The organism is Amycolatopsis keratiniphila, assembly GCF_000400635.2.
In the GTDB taxonomy this organism is placed as follows: Bacteria; Actinomycetota; Actinomycetes; order Mycobacteriales; family Pseudonocardiaceae; genus Amycolatopsis; species Amycolatopsis keratiniphila.
In genome coordinates, this window is the sequence record NC_021252.1 from 7,924,357 (window position 1) to 7,940,760 (window position 16,404).

Annotated in this window: 13 protein-coding genes; 8 read left to right on the top strand and 5 right to left on the bottom strand. The window is 69.4% G+C overall.

Annotated elements, in window-relative coordinates; all coding sequences use genetic code 11:
• Positions 1 to 26: 26 nt before the first annotated feature.
• Positions 27 to 1,298 (top strand): plasmid pRiA4b ORF-3 family protein, encoded by a 1,272-nt coding sequence (locus tag AORI_RS84090; protein ID WP_016337397.1) that lies wholly within the window; start codon positions 27 to 29, stop codon positions 1,296 to 1,298.
• Here AORI_RS84090 and AORI_RS76630 read toward each other — a convergent pair.
• The 4 genes from AORI_RS76630 to AORI_RS84490 form a co-directional block, all read right to left on the bottom strand.
• On the bottom strand, positions 1,269 to 1,739 hold the full coding sequence (locus AORI_RS76630; RefSeq protein ID WP_016337398.1) for an MOSC domain-containing protein: 471 nt from the start codon (positions 1,737 to 1,739) through the stop codon (positions 1,269 to 1,271). The genes AORI_RS84090 and AORI_RS76630 overlap by 30 nt on opposite strands.
• On the bottom strand, positions 1,718 to 2,212 hold the full coding sequence (gene msrA / locus AORI_RS76635) for a peptide-methionine (S)-S-oxide reductase MsrA (RefSeq protein ID WP_016337399.1): 495 nt from the start codon (positions 2,210 to 2,212) through the stop codon (positions 1,718 to 1,720). Before msrA ends, AORI_RS76630 begins: the two co-directional genes overlap by 22 nt.
• A gap of 81 nt (positions 2,213 to 2,293) precedes the next feature.
• On the bottom strand, positions 2,294 to 3,211 hold the full coding sequence (locus AORI_RS76640; protein ID WP_043848402.1) for a hypothetical protein: 918 nt from the start codon (positions 3,209 to 3,211) through the stop codon (positions 2,294 to 2,296).
• Positions 3,212 to 3,328: 117 nt separating this feature from the next.
• Positions 3,329 to 3,688: a helix-turn-helix domain-containing protein gene (locus AORI_RS84490; protein ID WP_016337401.1), complete on the bottom strand. Its 360-nt coding sequence runs from the start codon at positions 3,686 to 3,688 to the stop codon at positions 3,329 to 3,331.
• A 179-nt stretch (positions 3,689 to 3,867) separates the two neighbouring features.
• Between AORI_RS84490 and AORI_RS76650 the strand changes: the two genes are divergently transcribed.
• From AORI_RS76650 to AORI_RS76675, 6 genes are all read left to right on the top strand, one after another.
• Entirely contained in the window at positions 3,868 to 4,446 is a 579-nt protein-coding gene (locus AORI_RS76650) for a hypothetical protein (RefSeq protein ID WP_016337402.1), read from the top strand.
• Positions 4,447 to 4,773, top strand: a complete 327-nt coding sequence (locus AORI_RS76655; protein WP_016337403.1) for a hypothetical protein — start codon at positions 4,447 to 4,449, stop codon at positions 4,771 to 4,773.
• Positions 4,774 to 4,860: 87 nt separating this feature from the next.
• Entirely contained in the window at positions 4,861 to 6,354 is a 1,494-nt protein-coding gene (locus AORI_RS76660; RefSeq protein WP_016337404.1) for a TIGR02677 family protein, read from the top strand.
• Positions 6,351 to 7,571 (top strand): TIGR02678 family protein, encoded by a 1,221-nt coding sequence (locus AORI_RS76665; RefSeq protein WP_016337405.1) that lies wholly within the window; start codon positions 6,351 to 6,353, stop codon positions 7,569 to 7,571. Before AORI_RS76660 ends, AORI_RS76665 begins: the two co-directional genes overlap by 4 nt.
• Entirely contained in the window at positions 7,568 to 11,551 is a 3,984-nt protein-coding gene (locus AORI_RS76670) for a TIGR02680 family protein (protein WP_016337406.1), read from the top strand. Before AORI_RS76665 ends, AORI_RS76670 begins: the two co-directional genes overlap by 4 nt.
• A gap of 87 nt (positions 11,552 to 11,638) precedes the next feature.
• A complete protein-coding gene (locus AORI_RS76675; protein ID WP_016337407.1) occupies positions 11,639 to 14,632 on the top strand; it encodes an AfsR/SARP family transcriptional regulator in 2,994 nt (997 codons plus the stop codon).
• Here the strand turns inward: AORI_RS76675 and AORI_RS76680 are convergent.
• Complete coding sequence (locus AORI_RS76680) at positions 14,629 to 15,042, bottom strand: hypothetical protein (protein ID WP_016337408.1); 414 nt, start codon at positions 15,040 to 15,042, stop codon at positions 14,629 to 14,631. The two genes, AORI_RS76675 and AORI_RS76680, sit on opposite strands and share 4 nt — an antisense overlap.
• 128 nt (positions 15,043 to 15,170) lie before the next feature.
• Between AORI_RS76680 and AORI_RS76685 the strand changes: the two genes are divergently transcribed.
• Positions 15,171 to 16,019 carry a DUF4394 domain-containing protein gene (locus AORI_RS76685; protein WP_043848403.1) on the top strand — a complete coding sequence of 283 codons (849 nt, stop codon included), beginning with the start codon at positions 15,171 to 15,173 and terminating at the stop codon, positions 16,017 to 16,019.
• The last annotated feature ends 385 nt before the right edge of the window (positions 16,020 to 16,404 follow it).

A 16,404-nucleotide genomic window follows, 5' to 3' on the forward strand; every position in this document is an offset into this window, starting at 1 on the left:
GTCGCGGCAAGTCCGGAAGGGGTGGCATGGATCTCGCGATAAAGTCCGAACTGGTCGAGCAGGTGCGTGCGTTCGTCGAATGGGTGGGTGCAGGACGGAAACTCACCCAGACCGGGCGTATCACCTTGGCAGATGCCAAAGCGCTGGTGCCGTTGTTGAAGACCGGTGACGTGCTCGAGCAGACCATCGGCAGCCACGTATACCGGACCAGGTCGAGCGAGCGCCTTCTCAATCTGATGCTTGTCGTGGAGTGCGCCAAGGCGGCGGGGCTGGTTCGCAGGACGGGGCAACGGCTGGTTCCGGTGAAGAAGAATCAGTCGCTTCTCAAGGACCCACGGAAACTGTGGCTCGCCTTATTCACCGGTTTCGAAAAACTTGGCGAGGCGTTCCTGCACTCGGGATTCGGCGAGTCATTGCTGCGCCCCGAGTTCACGCATGGCAGCCGCGCCGCGTTGGCGTCGTTGTACGCCGCGGACGGTGCTGTCGCGATCGCCAGCTTGTGTGCGCTGGTCTGGGACGTCGTAAGCGCGCCTTATGTGCTGGAAGATCTCAACGAGCTCCAGCTCGAGACTTTGCGCATCGCCACCGATCGCGACACCGAGCGCGCACTCGATGCCCTTCGTCAATTGGGGGCCGTAATCCTCCGGGACGAATCAGCCGAGATGACCGAGCTCGGCCGATCGGGTATGCGACGGCTCTTGGGCGAGCCGGACGTCGGCGATCCGATCTACCAGGTGAAAATCACTCTGCTGGACAACGAGAGTCTCCCGGTATGGCGACGCTTGCTGGTCCCGTCGGCCATCCCGCTCGACAGGTTGCACATCGTCATCCAGGCCGCGATGGGCTGGGAGAACTACCACCTGCACTACTTCCTCGACGGGGAGACCTACTACGGCGAAGCCGAGCCCGAGCTGCAGTACCGCGACGAGCGGCAGGTGCGGCTGGACGACCTCGTGAAGCCCGGCGGCCGCCTCTTGTACAACTACGACTTCGGCGACAGCTGGGACCACGAAGTCCTCGTCGAGGAAGCCACGGTCGCCACGTCAAATGGGCGTTATCCGAGGTGTATCGCGGGCGAATCGGCCTGCCCGCCGGAGGACGTCGGCGGAACCGGTGGGTATACCCGACTGATCGAGATCCTCGGCGATCCCGGGCATCCGGAACACCAGGACATAGTCGACTGGTTCGGTCTCGACGACCCTGGCCAGTTCGATCCCGCTCACTTCGACCTCGACGAAGCCGACCAGCGCCTCGCCGTGGCCAATGGCTTAGTAGATCTCTACCGGCCCAACGCGTAGAACACCGTCGTCCAGCGGTACGCACCGCTTCCCACCGCGGCCCCGCAAAGCCGCGAAAGTCCCGACCGGGTAGACGACGTCCATCCAGGCGCACGGATTCGCGGGCCGGTGGACCTCGAAGCGCACAGGGCCGTCACCGGAGTCCAGAGTCACGACCGAGCCCCGCGGCAAAGCGTCCACATCGAAGCCCGACAGCACGATGTTCCGCCGGGCCAGCAGCGGATCACCAGGGACAGCGGAAGAGAAGAGCGTGACCGCGGCGGAACGATGCGCGGGGTGGTTGAAGTACCGGTCCCCCACCAGCCCCAGTCCCGCGCGCACCTCGACATGGTCGCGCGAGACCGGGGACGGATCAGGGCGCGCCCCCAAGGCGGGACGGCCCTCGTACGCGTGCACGGAAGAGACGTGCAGCGCGACGATCAGCGCTCGCCGAGCTGCCATTCCGGCCGCACGTAGTGGCAGGTATAGCCGTTCGGGATGCGCTCCAGGTAGTCCTGGTGCTCCGGCTCGGCTTCCCAGAAGTCACCGGCCTGGGTCACCTCGGTGACCACCTTGCCCGGCCACTTCCCGGAGGCGTCGACGTCCGCGATCGTCTGCTCGGCGACCTGCTTCTGCTTGTCGTCGGTGTAGAAGATCGCCGACCGGTAGCTCGTGCCGATGTCGTTGCCCTGGCGGTTGCGGGTCGTCGGGTCGTGGATCTGGAAGAAGAACTCCAGGATCTGCCGATACGTCAGCTGCGCCGGGTCGAAGACGATCTCGATGCCTTCGGCGTGGGAGCCGTGGTTGCGGTAGGTCGCGTTCTCCACGTCGCCACCGGTGTAGCCGACCCTGGTGGAAACGACCCCGGGGTGCCGGCGGAACAGGTCCTGCATGCCCCAGAAGCAGCCGCCCGCGAGAACAGCCTTTTCCGTCACTGTAGATCTCCTTCGGTCGTTGACACCCAGTACAACGTGTCGCACCGCCCCTGTCATCCCCGTCCAAGTGTGACGGAACGCTTACGTCCGACGGACCAGCGCAAAGAGGGCGGCCGGGGTACGCCCGGGTGCATCGACCATGGCGGCGATGAGCCGCTGGACCGACGGCCTGCTGAGCTCTTGAGGCGCACAGTCGTGGGCACGGTTCAACGCCTCGGTGGCGCGCTCGACGTCGCCATGGTCCTTCCAGGCTCGGGCGCCGTCCACGAACGCTCGTGCACGTCGCTCGGCGCTCGGCAGCCGCTGCGGATCGACCGAGTCGAAATACGTCAGCGCGCGGGCGGTGTCACCGAGAGTGGTGTGCACACCGATGCGATAGACGGCGACCGTGGTCGCGCTGAATTGCGCGTTGCCCATTCCACTTCCGGTGGCCTTCAGCCGCCGCGCGGCGTCCTCTGCTTCTTCGATGAGTGCGACGGCCTGAGCGCTGTTCCCGTTCTGGGCCGCCGAATAGCTCGCCGTGCACAAGAGCGAGCCATAGGACGCGAGTTGCCGATCCGGAGGACTGCCTTGATCGGCTCCCAGGTCGAAAGCGGTCCTGGTGAGCATGGTGATGGCACCGTTCAGACCGGCGTCTCTGTCGATCTTCTCGGGAGCGCTGAGCGCATGCCGCCGCATTCCGATCGCGATGGCCCGGGAACTCGCGGCGATCACCAACGGGTCGCCGCTCGACTCCGCCGCCGAGTGTGACCGATCGGCGGCGACGCGTGCGACGCAATCGCGGTGTTGTTTGACCGCCAGTTCCGAACCGAGCAGATACGCCCTGGAGAGTGCCGCGGACATCCGCTCCCGCATTTGCCCGGCGGACGCGTCCTTGCTCACGTGTGCGGTGGCTATCAATTGAGGCAGCGCTCGGCTGAGATGCGCATACTCGCAGGCTTCGAATTTTCTCTGCGCTTCGGCGAGCGCCTGGGAAAGCGAGACCAGTGGCACCGGCACAGCGGGGCACTGTGACTTCGCCAGCAACAAGGCCTCTAAAGATTCCTCGCCTGCGGACGCACGCGCTGTGCCAGGCAAGACCCCGGCGATCGTGACACCGACCAGCCCCGCGAGCACCTATCGTCGCCGCATCGCCTCGTCACCGTCCTGTCCACCGGGGATAGCAGTGCCGACATTAACCGGCGTGCCATCCTCGCGCATTTGCGCCGCGCCGGTGATTGCGGGTGCGAGACCGAAGAGGTGGGGCGGGATTTCGAGTACCTCGGAGAGAGTCCGCAAGTAATGGACATCGATGAGTTTGCGTTGGCCCGTCTCCATCCTCGACAACGTGCTCAGGGAGAGATGACAGCGGCCCGCCACCTGCGCCAGCGTCAGCTGTCGAGCGCGCCGGACGGCCCTGGCCAACGAGCCGTACCGAGCCATCGCAGCGGCCTGCACTATCTCGGGCGACGACCAAAACGGGTGGAGTGCGTCCATGGCGACCTCCCCGGCGATGGTCCCGCAACGGGCAGCCGCGGCAGTAGGGCGTTGCCCGGATCGCAATTTGACAGTTCCGCAAAGTTGTTGCCGATCGAGCACACAGCCCTGTCCCGAGGCGAGAACGCGCGTTCCATGGTCTGGAACTCTGACAACGTGACGACCGGCGGAGGCAAGGGATGGACGATCTTCGGCGCTATGTCCGTCTCGCGGCCGTCCCACCGGAAGTACCGGATCAGCCGGCGCGACGCGCGGCCGCGGTCATGGTGTCCGCCTTGGGCGTGCCGTACTTCTCGATTTCCGGCGGTCATGGACTTCGGTTGCGAGGCAGGCCGGACCCCGCACTGGATCCGGTCAGCTTTGTCGGCTACGCGGTGAGAACCGAACCGCTGGAATGTCTCGCCCTGTTCATGCTGCGGCCGACCTCGTCCCACGGCCGGTGCTCGATCGTCTCGGACCTGCGCGCGGCCGGGGCCTTGGTCGAGGGCCCGACTCCCGGTTTCTTCGATGCCAAGTCGGAGCACCTGCACGGCGTGGGAACGCCGGACGCGCCGTTCTCGACCCTCGACGGTGGCGCCATGGTGGACGGTGGATGGCTCCGCTGGTCCGGCAAGGAACCCTTTACCGGACGTGCCACCGAGCATCGGGCGATGCTCGAGATATTCGCAGAACTACTGGAGGTCTCACCGCTCGACCGCGGGGATCTTCTGATCGCCGACGTGACGGAACGCTTACGTCCACCGTGCGTCTCACGCTAGGTGAAAGCCCTCCTCGCGGTCCTCGTCCTCCTCCTCACCGGCTGTGCGACGGCCCCGCCAAGCCCGACGCCCGAGGACGCCTTCCGGTTCGGCGGGATCTCGATGCCCGCGAGTGGCAAGGTGCTGGAAACGCAGTACGACCGGGGCATCGACTCGCGCTACGTCGTCGTCCTCACCCTGCCGGTGGAGGACGTGCCCAAGCTGCTCGAAGCGTCGAACTTCGCGCCAGGGGTCATGGAGGACGACCGGCTCGTGGACGGCCGCCGCGTGGTCCGCAAGGTCACCGTCGAGGGGACCACGGTGCGCCTCGAGATGTTCACTACGTGAGCACTCTGCGTGAAAAAGATGGGCCGTTCGGACTCGCCTGGGTGACCCCCTAACGTGTACCTCCACGCATCATCCGCCGGAGGACGCATGGATCCGTTCCGTGTACCGCCCGAGCTGTTCCGTTTCACCGACGGCAGCAGATCAGGGCTCCCCCTGGCGATCCTGCACGCCTTCGGTGAGGCGAACGAGCGGCTCGAGACGGCGCTCGGGATCGACGACGTCCGCACTCGGCTGCGCGAAGTCGGCTGGCTGGAGACGCTCGACGACGATGACCTCGTCAAAACGCTGGACCAGCTCAAGGACCAGGGCCATCTGGAAACCGTTCAGAGCCACGCGGGCGACTACCGGACCGCGTCCGAGTACGAGCGCCGCAATCTCCAGTACGCGCTGACCAGGCAGGGCGAAGCGGCGTACGCGGGTGTGGTCCGCGCGAACGAGGTGCTCAACGCGACGGGCGCGCTTCAGACCGCGACGCTCGAAGCGCTCGGTGAGCGGCTCGGTGAGCTCGCGAAGCAGCTCGAAGACGGCACCGACAGGCGCGTGTTCAGCACGCTCACCGAAGTCGAGGGCCACCTCGAAGCGTTCCGCGACAACACGAAGCGCTTCAACGGCGACCTCCAGCGCCTCCTGCACGCGGAGGCCGACATGGCGACGTTCCACGAGGTCAAGGCGGCCACGGTCGCGTATCTGCAAGAGTTCTTGAACGACCTCGAGCATCACACCCACACCATCGCCACCCGCATCAAGGAGATCGACGACCACGGCATCGAGCGCGTGCACCGGCGGGCGCTCAACGGGGCGGCCCTCCTCAATCCGGATCAGCGCTGGCTCGACGTCCGCAAGGCGCGCTGGGACGGGCTCCGCGCGTGGTTCCTGCCCGAGGACGGGGCGACGCCGCGGGTCGAGGATCTCCACAACCTCGCGCGGCGGGCGATCATCACGCTTCTCCAGGTCCTGGACCGGATCACCGAGTCGCGGCGGCGCGCGAGCAGCGCGGTCGCCGATTTCCGTGAGCTGGCGCGGTGGTTCACCGTCGTCCCGGCGCAGGAGGACTTGCATCGCCTGTGGTCCACGATGTTCGGGCTGAGCTCCGCGCGGCACGCGCATCTCGCGCACGCCGACCCGGAAGTGGTCAGCACGACGGCCTCGTGGCTCGACGCGCCGCCGGTCGAGGTGTCGGAGCTGCTGCGCTCCGCGGGCCGCACCGAGCGGTTCACCCGGACCGGACGGGTCCGCGACGTCAGCGCGATCAGAGCCGCGAGAGCCGAAAAAGCCCTGCAGGAACGCGCCGAACTCGAAGCGGCGTGGAACATGCTCGACACCGGCGGCGTCGTGCGGCTTTCGGCGTTCGAGAAGCTGGATCACACCGTTTTCGAGCGGCTGCTGGACCTGCTGGGTCAGGCGCTGGGCAGGCCGCCCGGCGCGGAGGGCACCAGGCGGAGCACGACGTCCGACGGCCAGATCGAGATCGTCCTGCGGCCACCGAGGAACGGCGCGGTCGCCCGCTTGACCACCACGAGCGGCGTCTTCCGCGGCCCCGATTACGAGATCGAGATCAGCACGGCCGGAGGCGGTGCGTGAGCCTCACGAACCAACTGGTCATCGCGGAACGCGAAGAGGTCGCGCGCGGGATCCGGGCCCTGCTGGCCACCCCATTGATCGGCGAACGCGGCTCCCCCGAGACCTTCGACCTCATCCGGCGCCGCCGCGAGCCCATCCGGCAGTGGTTCGACTACTACTGCGGCTGGACGCTCACGGTCGAACCGCGGCTCGGCTACGCCCGGCTGGTCAAGGTCCGCGCGGCCGCCGACCCCACCCGCCCGGCGCGACGGCTGCGCTCGGGGCGCGCGGCGTTCGACCGCCGCCGCTACGTCCTGCTGTGCGTGGTGGCGGCCGAACTGCTGACCGTGCCGGTGACGACCATCGGCCTGCTCGCCGGCCGCGTCGCGCAGGCGAGCGCCGCCGACGACCTCGTCACCACGTTCGACGTCGCCACCAGGGCGGAGCGGCTGGCGTTCGTGGACGTCCTCAAGCTCCTGGAGTCCTACGGCGTGCTCGAAGCCGCCGACGGCGATCCGGAGTCCTTTGTGGACGATCCGGCGGCGAAGGTGCTGTTCCGGGTCGACGCGACGCTGCTGCTGCGGCTGCTCGCCGCGCCGGTCGGCCCTTCCCAGCTCGCCGTGCCCGCCGACGACGTCGCGCTGCGGTTCGAGGAACTGCTGGAGGCGGTGTCGCACGAGCAGCGCTACGGCCTTTCCTCCGGCCGCCACGAGGACACGCCGAGCGCGTCGGACGTCCAGCGCAACCTTTGGCTGCGGCACACGGTGTTCCGCCGTCTCGTCGACGATCCGGTGCTGTACTTCGCCGAGCTGACCGCGGAGGAACGCGCGTACCTCGGCACGCCGACCGGACGCCAGTTGCTGCGGCGTGCCGCCGAGCAGGGCGGTTTCGTCCTCGAAGAACGCGCGGAGGGTGTGCTACTCGTCGACGTCGACGGGCTGGCCACCGACGAGCGGTTCCCGGACGACGGCAGCAACGCCAAGGTCGCCGCGCTCCTCCTGCTCGACGCGCTCGACGAGCCGCGGACCATCGATTATCTGCAGAAGGCCACGGCCAAACTGCTGAAACGCTTCCCGCGCTGGGCCAAGACCTACCGGGGCAAGGACGGCGTGCGACGGCTGACCGTCGACGCGCTCGCCGTGCTGACCGGCTTCGGGCTGGTCCGCACCGAAGCCGAACTCGTCCGGCCGCTCCCGGCCGCCGCGAGGTACACCGACCGCACCGAGGAGGCGCCGTGACCGTGACGAGGTGGATCCCCTCCCGTGCGGGCATCCTCAACATCTGGCGCTACTACGACGAGATCTTCGAGTTCCACGACGGGCGCCTGCTGCTGCGCGGCCCCAACGGGAGCGGGAAGTCGAAGGCGCTGGAGCTGCTGCTGCCGTTCCTGTTCGACGCGAGCCTGCGCGCCAACCGGTTGTCGACCTTCGGCACCAGCGAGCGCAGCATGCACTGGAACCTGATGGGCGAAGGCGCTTCCGGCGCCACGCGGGTCGGGTACGTCTGGCTCGAATTCGGCATGGCGGGCGAGAAGTGGTTCACCTGCGGCGCGCGGCTCCAGGCCAGCACGCACACCAGCACGGTGCACGCCGACTTCTTCACCACCGATCAGCGCGTGGGCGACGGCTTGCCGCTGGTCAACGAGGCCGGTCAGCCGCTGACCAAGGGCGCGCTGGAGGAGGCGCTCGGCGAGCACGGGACGGTGCACGACGGCGCGGCCGAGTACCGCGCGGAGATCCGCGCGAAACTGTTCCCCACCTTGAGCGAACAGCGGTACGACGCGCTGATCACCGCGCTGCTCCAGCTGCGGATGCCCAAACTCTCGCAGCGGCTCGACCCGAGCCTGCTGTCCAACCTGCTCTCCCGCGCGCTTCCGCCGTTGGGACAGCAGGAGATCGCGGATCTCGCCGAGGGTTTCGAGCGGCTCGACGCGCAACGCGAACGGCTGGGCTCACTGGAGACCGAGGTCGACGCGACCCGCGCGCTCGCCGCGCGGCAGAAGACCTACGCACAGCGTGTGCTGCGCGCGGGCGCCGCGAACCTCATCAACGCCACAACGGAACTCGACGAACTCGCCGCGGCCGCCCGCCGTTCGGCCGAGGAGCACGACGAGGTCGCCGCGAAGAAGGAGGCCGCCGAGGAACGGGCGGCGAAGCTGGAAAAGGACGTCGAAGAGACCGAAGCGCGTCTGTCGGGGCTGACCGAATCCGAGTCGTACCGCAAGGGCCAGGAGCTCGACAAGCTGCGGCAACGGACCTTGTCCACGCGCGAGAAAGCGGAGGCACTGCGCGCGGACGCGGACCGGCTCCGTGCCGAGGCGGACGCCGACGAGGAGCGCTCGCGGGTGGCGAAGCAGGCCGCGAAACGACAGGCCGACCTCGTGCGCTCACTGGAGACCGAGGTCCGCGCCGCCGCGACCCGCGCGAACCTGGCCGGGGTGCACGACGAACTCGTCGCCGGACTGGACGAACCGGCCCGGCTCCGCCCGTTGCTGCAGGCCGCCGTGCGCGGCAAACGCGACCAGGTCGAGACGATCGGCCGGGCGCTGGACAAACACGAACGCGCCGTCGGGCGGCGCCACCAGGCCGAGGCGGACCTGGACCGCGCGCGAGCGGATTTCTCCGTCGCGCAGGAGCGGGTGGAACTCACCACGGCGACGCGGGAACTCGCGCTGAGCGATCTGCGCACCCGGCTCGCCGAATGGGCGATCGGCTGCCGCGAGCTGCGGTTCCCCGACGTGGAAGCGGTCGTCCGGGACGCCGAGGCGGAGGTCTCACTGCTGGGCAGGCTCGGCGCCGTCGCCGAGACCGTGCTCGAAGACATCATCCGGCGGGAGGCGGCGACCGGTGCCGCGCTGGCCACCGCGCGCACCGAGCACGACGAACTCCTCGTCGAGGCGGGCGTGCTCGAAACCGAGGACGTCCTCGCGCCCGAGCCGCCCCGCACCCGCACGACGGACCGGGCCGAGATGAGCGGCGCGCCGTTGTGGCGGCTGGTCGATTTCGCCGGCTCGGTCCCGGAAAGCACGCATGCGGGGATCGAGGCCGCGCTCGAAGGCGCCGGGCTGCTCGACGCCTGGGTGAACTCCCACGGTGTCGTCGACGGGCACGACGTGCTCGCGGAGTCCGGCACGCTGCCGGTGGCCTCCGGTCGTTCGCTCGCCGACGTCCTCGTGCCGGAACCCGACGCGGAGGTTTCCCCTACGAAGATCCGCCGGATCCTGGAAGTGATCGCCTTCGACGACACGCTCCCCGCCGGTCCCGCGGCGATCGGCGCGGACGGCGCCTGGCGGATGGGCGGCCTGTCGGGCAGCTGGACGAAGGACGCCCCGGCGTACATCGGCGGTTCCGCCCGGCTGCGCGCCCGCGAACGCCGCATCGCCGCGCTGCGGGACAAGATCTCCCTCCGTGAGAAGACCATCGCCGAGCTGGAGGGCGAGCTGGCCGCGCTGCGCGGCAGGCGCGAGCTGATCAAGATCGAACGCGCGGCCCGTCCCGGTCACGACGATCTCCTTGTCGCGACCGGGAACCTGACCACGGCCGAGGCGGAGCTGACCGCGGCCGACGCCGCCGTCCGGCATCTGGAGGCCACCGTCTCCACGCTGGAGACCGAGGCCAAGACGGCGCTGCACGAGCTGACCGCCCGGGCTTCGGAATCCGGGTTGCCGACCGAACGCGCGCCGCTGGCCGCGCTCGCCACGGCCCTGCGCACGTACTCCGACCAGGGCGAGAACTGGCTGTACGAGCACGGGAACCTGCTCACCGCGACCCAGCGGGCCGAGCTGTGCGCCGAACAGGCGGACCGGTCGGAGGGGAACGCGGCCCGGCGCGAGGAGGAGGCCGCCGACGCGGAAGCCGAACGCACCAAGCTCACCGCGATGCTCGACGCGATCGACGGCACGGTCGGCACCGGCCAGCGCGAGGTGCTCGCCGAAATCGACGGCCTGCGCACGAAACTGCGCGAGCTTTCGGGTGAACTCCGCGCGGCGAACGCCGACGCCAAGGAACTCGCGGTGTCGCTGGGCGCGCTCGGCGTCCGCCGGACGACCGACGCGCGGGCACGCGAAGAGGCGGCCAAGAAACAGGACGCGGCAGCGCTCCGGTTCCGGAAGCTCGCCACCGGCATCTTCCCCGCGGACGGCGGGATCGAGGATCTGCCGAAGTTCCAGGCCACCCTGTCCGCGTCCGAGAGTGTCCGTGCCGCGCTCGACACCGCCCGGCTGGTGGCCGCGGCGTGGCCGTCCGTGCCGCACGCGCCGAGCAACCTCGGCGAGGCACTGCACCGGCTGTCGGAAGCCGTGCACACGTGCCGGAACACGCTCAGCTCGCGCGCGGAACTCGATCTGGAGACCGACGAGGACGTCCAGATCTTCACCGCCGTCGTCGACGGGCTGCGGGTCGGCGCGGCCGAACTGCTCAAGATCCTTTACGCGGAAGCGGAACAGAGCAGGCACGAGATCACCGACCGCGAGAGCGACCTGTTCGACAAGACCCTCACCGGCGACACCCGCCGTCATCTCGCGGCCCGCATCCGGCAGGCCAACGACCTCGTCGACGGCATGAACGCGCGGCTGGAACGCGTGCGGACCGCGTCGCGGGTCGCCGTCCGGCTGGTCTGGCAGGTCTCCCCGGATCTGCCGCCGGGCACCAAGACCGCGCGGGATCTGCTGCTGAAGGATCCGGATCAGCTGACCGCCGAAGATCGCGTGTCACTGCACAAGTTCTTCCGTGAACGCGTCGAGCAGGCGAAGGCGGACGACACGGCGACCAGCTGGGAACAGCAGCTCGCGCAGGTCTTCGACTACACGTCGTGGCACCGGTTCGTGGTCAAGGTGGACCGCGCGAACGGGGCGGGCTGGCAGCTGCTGACCAAGAAGCTGCACGGCGCGCTTTCCGGTGGGGAGAAGGCGATCGCGCTGCATCTGCCGCTGTTCGCCGCCGTCGCCGCGCACTACCAGGCCGCGCCCGAGGCGCCGAGGGTGATCCTGCTCGACGAGGTGTTCGTCGGCGTCGACACCACCAACCGGGGGCAGGTGTTCGGCCTGCTGTCCGCACTCGACCTCGACCTGATGCTGACCTCGGACCACGAATGGTGCACCTACGCCGAACTCGGCGGCGTCGGGATCCATCAGCTCATCACCGGCGGCGACGGCGACGACGCGGTCACCACGGCCCGGTTCACCTGGAACGGCCACGACCTCCAGCCCGCGGGGCATTAGCCTGAGCGGCCCCAAAGCCGGGCGCAGCGGGGCCCTTTCCGTCGTTGTTCCTTGTGCGGCGCGGGAGGGCTCGCTACGTTCCTGCCGGTGGCTGTGCGGATCCAGGTGCTGGGCTCGCTGCGCGTATGGCTGGCCGGGGCGGAAGTCGACCTGGGCCCACCGGGCCGCCGCGCCGTCCTCGGCTTGCTCGTGCTCGCCGGCGGCGAGGCGATGTCCAAGCAGGAACTGGTGGACGCGCTGTGGGGTGACCGGCCGCCGCGCAGCGCGGTGAACGTCCTCCAGACCCACGTCAAACATCTGCGGCGGCTGCTGGAACCAGGCCGTCCGTCGCGGTCCGGGAGCGAGATCCTGCCGCATGTCGGCGGCGGTTACGCGGTGCGCTGGGACGCCGTCGAAATCGACCTGCCGCACGTCCGCGGGCTCGTCGCCGAGGCGACCGGCGCCCAGCGCGACGGCGAGACCGGGCGCGCCGCGGCGCTGTTCGGCGAGGCCCTGCGCCGGTGGCGTGGCAGGCCGCTGGCCGATGTCCCTTTGCTCGCAACGCATCCGAAGGTCGTGGCCCTGCTCGCGGAACGCCGCGCGCTGCTCGCCCGGTACGGCGACGCGATGCTCGCGATCGGCGCCGCCGACGAGGTGCTGACCGAACTGGTCGAAGCCGCCGCGGATCAGCCGCTGGACGAACCCGCGCAGGCCCGGTTGCTCCGCGCGTACCATCTCGCGGGCCAGCGGGCGTCGGCTTTCCGACTCTACCAGGAGGTTCGTGAGCGGCTGCTCGAAGAACTGGGGGTCGAACCCGGGCCGGAACTCGTGGCGGCGCACGCCGCGCTGCTCGAAGACGGGGAACCGCTCCCGGGCCCGCCTTCCGCCGCCCGGGTCCCCCGGCAGTTGCCCGCCGAACCACCCGGCTTCACCGGACGGGCGATCGAACTGTCCATTTTGGACGAATTGGTGCCGCGGCCCGGCGGCTCCGGCGGGACGGTGGCCCTCGCGGCCGTCACGGGGACCGCGGGCGCCGGGAAGACCGCCCTGGCCGTGCACTGGGCGCATCGGGTGAAGGGCCGGTTCCCGGACGGGCAGTTGTACGCGAACCTGCGCGGCCATTCCGGTGGCGCGCCCGCGACGGCACTCGAAGTGCTCACCCAGTTCCTGGCCGCGCTGGAGGTGCCCGCCGAACGCCTTCCCGCGGACACGGAGACCGCGTCCGCGCTGTACCGGACGCTGATGACCGACCGGAAGGCGCTGGTGGTGCTGGACAACGCCGTCGACGTCGCTCAGGTCCGGCCGCTGCTGCCCGCCGGTCCGGGCTGCCTGGTGCTGGTCACCGCCCGGGATCGGATGGCCGGTCTGGTCGCCTTCCACGGCGCCCGGCGGCTCACTTTGGGCATGCTCGATACCGGCGAAGCGCTGGAACTGCTCGCGCGGCTGCTCGGCGCCGAGCGGATCCGGGCCGAACACGAAGCGGCCGCCGAGGTGGCCGGGCTGTGCGCGTATCTGCCGCTGGCGCTGAGGATCGCCGCGGCCAACCTGGCCGACGATCCCGGGAACGGCATCGAGGACTACGCCATCGAGCTGCGCAAGGGGAATCTGCTCGCCGCGCTCACCGTACCGGGCGACGAGCAGATCGCCGTCCGGACCGCCTTCGACCTTTCGTACGCGGGCTTGCCCGCCGAAACACGCCGCCTGTTCCGGCTGCTGAGCCTGGTGCCGGGCAACGACATCGGCGTCGAGGCGGTCGAGATCCTCACCGGTTCCGATCGGGCGGGCCGGATATTGGACACACTCGCGTGCGCGCATCTCGTCGAGCAACACGCGCCGGGCCGCTATCACTTCCATGATCTGCTTCGCCGTTATGCGGCCGATCGCCTGGAAGCGCGGGAATCCCCGGCGGAACGCGCGTCCGCCCGCCGCCGCCTGCACGAGTGGTACCTGCGTGGCGTCGACGTCGCGGCGAAACTGTTGTACCCGCACATGTTCCGTCTCCCGCTGTCCGTGCCCGACGGCCCGGTTCCCGCCGCGTCGGCGGAGTGGCTGGAAACCGAACTGGGAAGTCTTGCCGCCGTCGCCGAAGACGCGGCGCGGACCGGACCGCTTCCGGTCGCCTGGCTGCTGTCCGACGCCCTGCGTGGCTACTTCTGGATGTCGTCGCGCCAGGTGGAATGGCGGGCGGCCGCCGGGGCCGCGCTGTCCGCCGCCGAGGAGGACGGCGATCTCCGTGCCCGCGCGTCCGCCCGGTTCAGCCTGGCGGACCTGGGTTTCCGGCAGGGGCGGTATCGGGAGGCCGTCCGTGGCTACACCGGCGCGCTCGTGCTCGCCCGGCGGGCGGGCTGGATGGAGGCGCAGGCCGCGGTGCTGGGCAATCTCGGTTGCGTGTACTGGCAATCAGGACGGCTCCCGGCGGCCGCGGCACGGTTCTCGCGGGGGCTGGAGCTGAGCAGACGCGCCGGAACAACCGCCGGGGAGGCCGTCGCGCTGGGCAATCTGGGGCTGGTGCGGTGGGAGATGGGCGATCTGCCCGGAGCCGCCGGAAACTACGTCGAGGCGCTGCGCCGGTATCGCGGCGTCGGCTCGCGGTACGGGGAGGCGATCAACCTGGCCAACCTCGGGCAGACGCAGCACGCCCGCGGCCGGGTCACCGAGGCCGCCGGGCTGCTCGCCAAGGCGCTCGCACTGCATCGCGAAGCCGGGAATCACGCTGGGGAAGCGGAAACGCTCGGAAGGCTCGCCTCGGTGTACTGCGATCTCGGCCGTCGCGCCGACGCGCTCGACCACGCGCGCGAAGGACTACGGCTCGCGCGGGAGACCGGTGAACCGCGCGGTGAAGGCGAAGCGCTCGTCGCGCTCGCGAGCGTGCACCAGCGCGCGGGACACCGGCAGGAGGCCGTCCGCCGGTACCGGCAAGCGCTGGTCCTGTTGCGGGAGACCGGCGACCGGTATCCCGAGGTCGACGCGCTCATCGGGCTCGCCACCGTCACCGGCGACCTCGGGCAGGCCCGTCACGCGCTCGCGCTCGCCGAGCGAGCGGGTTATCGCGCGTTGCGAAGACGGGCGGCGGCCGCGGTGGAGTCGATCCTCCGGGCCTAGACCGCGATGTCGCCGCTGGTGTCGTACGCGCCCGCCGGATGGAAGGTCACGACCACCCACGGATTGACGCCGTGTTCCTTGCCCGCGCCGTCCTGGCAGGAGAACTCGCTCATGTCGAACACGCTCCACGCCTTGTCCGGGAGTTGCCTGATCGACTCCTCGACACGGCCGACCCAACGGCAGGCCGGGCTGTGCACCCGCGGCGTCACCGAGGGCTCCGCCCAAATGATGCTGCCACCGTCCGCGCACCACGCGAGGTCGAACGTGTAGGTCCACCTCCCCGGATCTTCGAGCACGACCGGCTCGATGACCTTGACGCCGGAACCGCATTCCCGGGCCGCTTCCGCCTCACCGGGTGCGGCGAAGACGAGGCCGGCGCCGAGGACCATCGAGCAGGCAAGGATGTTCATCTCTCCCACTGTTCCGCCGCATCCGCCCGGCCGCAAGCCGCCGGATGCCGGGTCCAATCGACGTCCAATGGCCGTCCAGTGCCGCCGAATAGCTTGTGCTCGCACAGTTTCCGCTGAGGGGAGTACGGATGAGGGCACGACTCACGAAGGTCTTGGCCGTGGCGGCGCTCGCGACGGCGCTCGTCGTCGGGACCGCGAACTCGGCGCAGGCCGCCGGTCCGCGGGCGTTCGCGATCTCGTCGGACGGCAAGCTGATGGCCACCTTCTACACCGACACACCCCAGGTCCTCGACTGGGTCCGGCTCGTGCAGGGGCTCACCTGCGGGGAGACGCGCCTGATCGGGCTCGATTTCCGCGTCCAGAACGGTTTGCTGTACGGCGTGGGCGAGAAAGGCTGTATCTACACGATCAAGTTCCCGCCCGCGGCACCCGATGTCGTCGTCACGAAGGTCTCGCAACTGAGCGTTCCGTTGTACGGCAAGGACTTCGGCGTCGACTTCAACCCGGCCGCCGACCGGCTCCGGGTGATCAGCGACTACGGCCAGAACCTGCGGCACAACCTCGCCGACCACGTCACGATCGAAGACACCATCCTGACCACACCGCCGGCGGGCGGGCCGACCAGGGGCGTCACGGCGGCCGCCTACACGAACAACGATCTCAACCCCGACACCGCGACCACGTTGTTCGACATCGGCACGCTCACCGACCAGGTACTCGTCCAAGCGCCCGCCAACAACGGCTTCCTCAGCCCGACCGGTGCGCTCGGCGTCGACACCGGCCCGGTGGCGGGATTCGACATCTACAGCGACCTGACCAACGGCAAGACGACTTCGGTGAGCGCTTTCGCCGTGCTCAACCCGGCCTCCGGGCCTTCGAGTTTCTACAGCGTCAATCTGTTGACCGGTGCTGCCGCTAAGGTCGGCGATTTTCCGTTGCCGATCGCGGATGTCGCGGTGGCGCTCGATACGAACTGAGTGGGGAACGCCGCTGTCCGGTGTCCGGCCTTTGGGGCGGGCACCGGATTGTGGTGTGTGGGCATTGCGCCGAAGACCCCGGAGTCGGCAGAAGTGAACGGGCTGCCCGATCCGCTTGCTCGGCCTCGTTGCCGGAAAACGGCGACGTTGCTCGGTGATCGCGGGCTGCGGTCTTCCGCCGGCATGCGGTGGCCGGGAATCGGCGACGCTTCTTCCGCTGAGTGCTCGTTACCGGAAATCGGCGATTCGGTGTGATGACTGAACCCTGCGGCTTTCCGAAGGGGCGCGTTGCCGGAAGACGGCGGCACCAACCCGCGAGACCAGCCGCCCTTTACCGATTCCTTGTTGCCGAAAATCGGTAATGCTTCGCTTGCCCGTGAGGCCC